At 43.2% G+C, this 4,765-nt stretch carries 4 protein-coding genes and 1 pseudogene; all 5 read right to left on the bottom strand.

The annotated features are described in order from the left end of the window. Positions 1-197: 197 nt before the first annotated feature. A pseudogene (locus ACYQ4S_RS10795) lies at positions 198-1,773 on the bottom strand (bifunctional metallophosphatase/5'-nucleotidase). Between the two features lie 27 nt (positions 1,774-1,800). After that, complete coding sequence (locus ACYQ4S_RS10790; protein WP_459771091.1) at positions 1,801-2,703, bottom strand: glycerophosphodiester phosphodiesterase; 903 nt, start codon at positions 2,701-2,703, stop codon at positions 1,801-1,803. A gap of 16 nt (positions 2,704-2,719) precedes the next feature. Then, positions 2,720-3,724 carry a YeiH family protein gene (locus tag ACYQ4S_RS10785; RefSeq protein WP_459771089.1) on the bottom strand — a complete coding sequence of 335 codons (1,005 nt, stop codon included), beginning with the start codon at positions 3,722-3,724 and terminating at the stop codon, positions 2,720-2,722. A 332-nt stretch (positions 3,725-4,056) separates the two neighbouring features. After that, a complete protein-coding gene (locus tag ACYQ4S_RS10780) occupies positions 4,057-4,494 on the bottom strand; it encodes a hypothetical protein (RefSeq protein ID WP_459771087.1) in 438 nt (145 codons plus the stop codon). Between the two features lie 131 nt (positions 4,495-4,625). Continuing rightward, positions 4,626-4,765 (bottom strand): zinc ribbon domain-containing protein (locus ACYQ4S_RS10775; protein WP_459771093.1); only part of this gene is annotated, 140 nt, incomplete at its 5' end.

Raw genomic sequence — 4,765 nt, 5'->3', positions numbered from 1 at the left:
AGCGACCGGACTTGATTTAACGATAAATTATATAAATGGACAATAAACAATCCAAAAAAACTACCTTAAACAGTGTATTAACAGTGTTTAGGGTAGTTTTTAGTTTTTAAAACTACTAAAGTCAGGAAGACACGGTAACGGTCATTTCCTTTGTTAAATCAGGACCTGACTCGTCTCGTGTCTTTTTTACTTTCTGATTACTTTGATGCGGTTACTTTGAAGTTGCGGTTGGCTTCTGCCTTGATTGGTGAAAACTGACTGAAGTAGTCTCCCATCAGCTCATTCATAGGGATCGTGACCTCGCGGATGATTTTAGAGGCATCAAACATGTCGTAATCGCCTCCGCCTACAGCTCGGTACTGATTAATAACGATCTCCAGGCTGTCTTCAGGTATGATGTCTTTCCCTTCATAGGAAAATTCAACGATCCGTTCCCCTTGAGGCATTGCCACATCGATCGTATACTCAATGCCCTCGTACATATCATAGTTGTACATTTGGGGTTTCGGTGTCATAAATGACGGATTGACGATGATGTCCCCGGTTTCATCCAGTTCAAAGTAAGTTGCCGACCGCTCTAGTGCCGCTTTCAGATCTTTTCCACTTACTTTCAGTACAGCCAGCGTGTTCGGATAAATGTAATTCAGGACGACATCTCGCATCGTTACTTCTCTTTTGAATCCTCTAGCTTGGTTATTGAAAAGAGCCGTACCTGAAATGTCACATTCCGCATAATACATCTGAACCTTATTTACAAATTCCACATAAGGATGCTCTATACGGCGAGCGGCTTCCACGTCCGAAATCGTCATATCTCCTTCGACTTTTCCGATTGGCTGATCCAGCCATGCTTCTACCTCTTCATTTACTGACCTCTTCATTTACTGATCTGAACGCATCAGCGGTCGATTCATCTACATCCACCTGTTCCGTCGACAGAAGTTCAGGTATGGCATCAATAAGGGTGTACTGTCCGTCAGCTTCTTCAATGTCCAATGTCACTTTTCCTAAATATCTTCCTTTATCCCCGGGCATAACGACTGCGGTCTGCCCCACTTTCTGAGCAATGACCCTATGCTGGTGTCCGCTGAGCAACACATCTATCCCTTCTACGTCATGCAGCAATGCATAGCCTTCATTCTCTCCGGTCTGTATTTCCGTCTCTTCTCCTGTCTCCAGGTCTTTTTCAAAACCGCCATGATAACTTACGACTACAACGTCGGCCTGCTCTTTTAAATAAGGCACATATTTCTTCGCACTCTCAACTGCAGAAACAAATGTAAGGCCTTCGTAGTTCTCAGGGTGTTCCCAGTTAGGGATATAAGGGGTGGTCAGTCCAAGTATGGCTATTTTAACGCCTTCTTTTTCGATAATTTTATACGCCTGACCAAAAGCCGGTTCGCCATTATCGTTAAGGATATTTGCGCTAAGTATAGGATAGTCTGCACTCCTGACCGCACTGTTCAGATAGTCCAGACCATAATTGAATTCATGGTTTCCAATGACTCCTATGTCAAATCCACAGGCGTTGGCCGCTTCCATCACCACAGTCGCTTCTTTCTTTTCCTTTACCACATAATGTGTAAAAGGCGAACCCTGTATCAGATCCCCATTTTCAATCGTAATACTCGGTCCATTAAGTTTCTCACGTTCACTTTTAAGTAGTGAGGCAATCTTGAACAGTCCGTAAGTCGCTTCATGACGACGTGACTGATAGTCCGTTGGGAAAAGGTAGCCGTGTATGTCACTTGTTTCAAATAGTGTTATCTTCATAAGTCAATCCTTTCAAGACGATTAATGTCAATCTTCATTTAAAATATCGATTAGTAATTCAGGATCATCTGTCATGATGCCATGTGCACCAAGATCGATCAGATCTCTCATAGTGGCTTCATCGTTGATGGTCCAGTAGTAGACATCCATCCCTCTGTTTTCGGCTCCTCTGATCAGTTTCCAGTCAGCAAGATTAAAGCCTTCCTGTTCGACAGGAAGCTGAAAAGCATCCGCTGTTGGCTGATAGAGCAGATTCAGAAAAGCCTTATGCAGAGTAACAAACTGGCGCGTTTCCTGCTCGCCTGCACCGATAGCCACTGACCCGTCAGCTACTTCATTAAATCTTAGATTGATTTCGTGGTCAAAACTAGCTATCAGCACCGTATCATGCATATCATATTCTTCGATTAGTCGCCACATTTCCTGGATCATCTCTTCATAGCGCTCCGGATCATTCGTTGCTTTCAGTTCGATCAGCTGTCTCACATTGCTGAACTCCTGGAATACTTCTTCTACTGTCGGAATATATACTCCAGTATTTCTATATTCGTACTCTCCGGACTCATGTTGAAAGTGGTAGCCGGCATCCAGGGACTGAATTTCTTCCAGAGTCATCTCATTCACACGGCCTGTTCCGTCTGTTGTACGGTCGACTGTCTCGTCGTGAATAGCCACCAGTTCGCCATCTGCAGTGATGAAGACGTCATACTCCAGGATATCTACACCTATGGTTCGGGCATGACTGAATGCCTCCAGCGTATTTTCAGGGGCATGATCCAGTCCTCCACGATGAGCAATGACTAATGTGCCTTCATCTCCTTCAAAAAATGCTCGTTCACTATCTGAAGACAGCGGAAAAAGGAATAGAATAAACCAGATAAATAAAATGACACCTAAAAGTATACCGATATACTTGAGTAGTTTTTTCACTCGTTTCCTCCTTGTATTATAAGACTATGGCTACGACTGCAAAAGATACAACGACTACGAGACTGGACAGGATGATTGCATGGACAAATGGCTTCCATCCTGTTCGGGCAAACTGCCTTACATTCGTTTTCAGACCGATTGCTGCCAGAGCAATGACCATTAAAAATCGGCTGGCTTGTCGCATTGCACCACTTAGCTCTACTGGTATCAGTCCAATTGTATTCAGTCCTGCGAAAAGTACAAAACATGCGATGAACCATGGGAATAGCTTCTGCAATGACACTTTCTCATTCCACTGATTGGGCTGCTTCAGTTTCTGTCTGAAATAGATAGCAGAAAAAATAATTACGGTCGGTATGATAGCCAGTGTCCGGGTCAGTTTGACCATGGTCGCAATTTCTCCAGCTGCTTCTGAGAAAGCAAAACTTGCTGCAACAACACTTGAGGTGTCATTGATGGATGTCCCGGACCAGAAGCCGAAGAACTGATCGCTTAAAGACAGGAGCTGTCCAATGATAGGGTACAGAATGACCATTACCATGTCAAAGATAAATGTAGAAGAAATAGCATATGAGACATCGCCATCATCCGCTTCAATAACAGGTGCCATCGCTGCAATGGCTGATCCTCCACAAATTGCCGTTCCCGCAGCAATCATGTTGCTCAGCTTCCAGTTGATCTTGAACAGTCTGCCCAGTAAATACCCTCCTCCGAAAGCTGTCAGTAAGGTAAATAACAGAACGATCAATGTACGGCTGCCCACTTGAAGAATGATGGACATGTTCAAGGAAGATCCTAATAATATAATAGCAAATTTAAGTACTTTTTTTGAGGTGAATTGAACACCTTCATTCAATAGTTCAGGTTTGTAGTACAGTGCACGGAATCCTATGCCAATGAACATGGCTAAAACCGCTGAACCGATAAAATGCCCCGGAAGTATAGTTTCGATCAGAACAGCTATTACGGCTATCCCTGTCGCCAGCAAGAGTCCGGGAAGTTTTTTTGTCAATTGGGTCATTATGCTTCATCCCTTTCAGGTAATAACTGACTCATTATAACATTTTTTTATTCGGCTGAATGAGCAATTCTCGAATCTCTAATGAAAAGCTTTAAGAACCTTTCAAGTCGCATATTGTATCTGACGATTCAAATCTATAATCTGCCAATAAAAATAGACTTTAAATCAGCTGATTACAGGGTATTGCTTCCTGCTGCTGATTTAAAGTCCAGTCTACTTACCTTTCTGCTCTGCTTCTCATATTATCAAAGCCTACGATCGCTGAAGCAAGAAGATGGAATACAACTCCCACTCCCGAAATAATCGTCAGTAAGAACAGCTGATTTTCGTTTTCAATTATGATTCCTATATATGCCCAAGTAAATACCAGAGGCATCTACATTCAGGCTGTCGATGAACAGGGTATGGTATGTCAAATCATCTATTGCCCTGTTCACCACATCCTCATTTTTTGAATTTAATACAGTATACTGTCCAGGGTGCATGGATACTCTTATACCGTAATCTTTCACTTTTTTACCGATCAGCTCAAACTGTTCCTTAAAGATTTGTGACCAGTCGAGGTCGTTAACGGAAAAATCAGAGCCGAATGGAATGATATCTGAGCTCATCCTGAACAGTCGGATATCATTTTGATTATTATAATCAATCATTGCTTCAAGGGTGGTCAGGTTGTGTTCGATAAGACTAAGCAGATTCTCTTCAGTCGCATTCTGCTTGCGGCAGGTTTTATAGCTGAGATCTGCAATTCCTCTTGGTGAACTACCCACCACTTAAATCCTTTGGATTTTGAAGTGGGGGCTTCCTACGAACTTCATTCTTGTCTGCACAGACTTCATACAGACAGTGGAATCGGATAGGGGTAGGCTCAAAAGGCAGTCCCTGCCTCATTGATTTTCTTTTACTTGGCCAACGCCAAGAGGTTTTTGCTGGCATTGATATCTCTGTCAAGGTATTCCCCGCATGTCGGGCAGTCCCACTCCCGGATATTGAGCGGCTTCTTGCCGTCTCGGTGTCCGCAACTCGAACAAACCTGACTAG

It is taken from the genome of Alkalibacterium sp. s-m-28, assembly GCF_054658175.1.
Note: the sequence above shows the minus strand (reverse complement) of the source record. Positions and strands in the feature narration are given on the sequence as shown.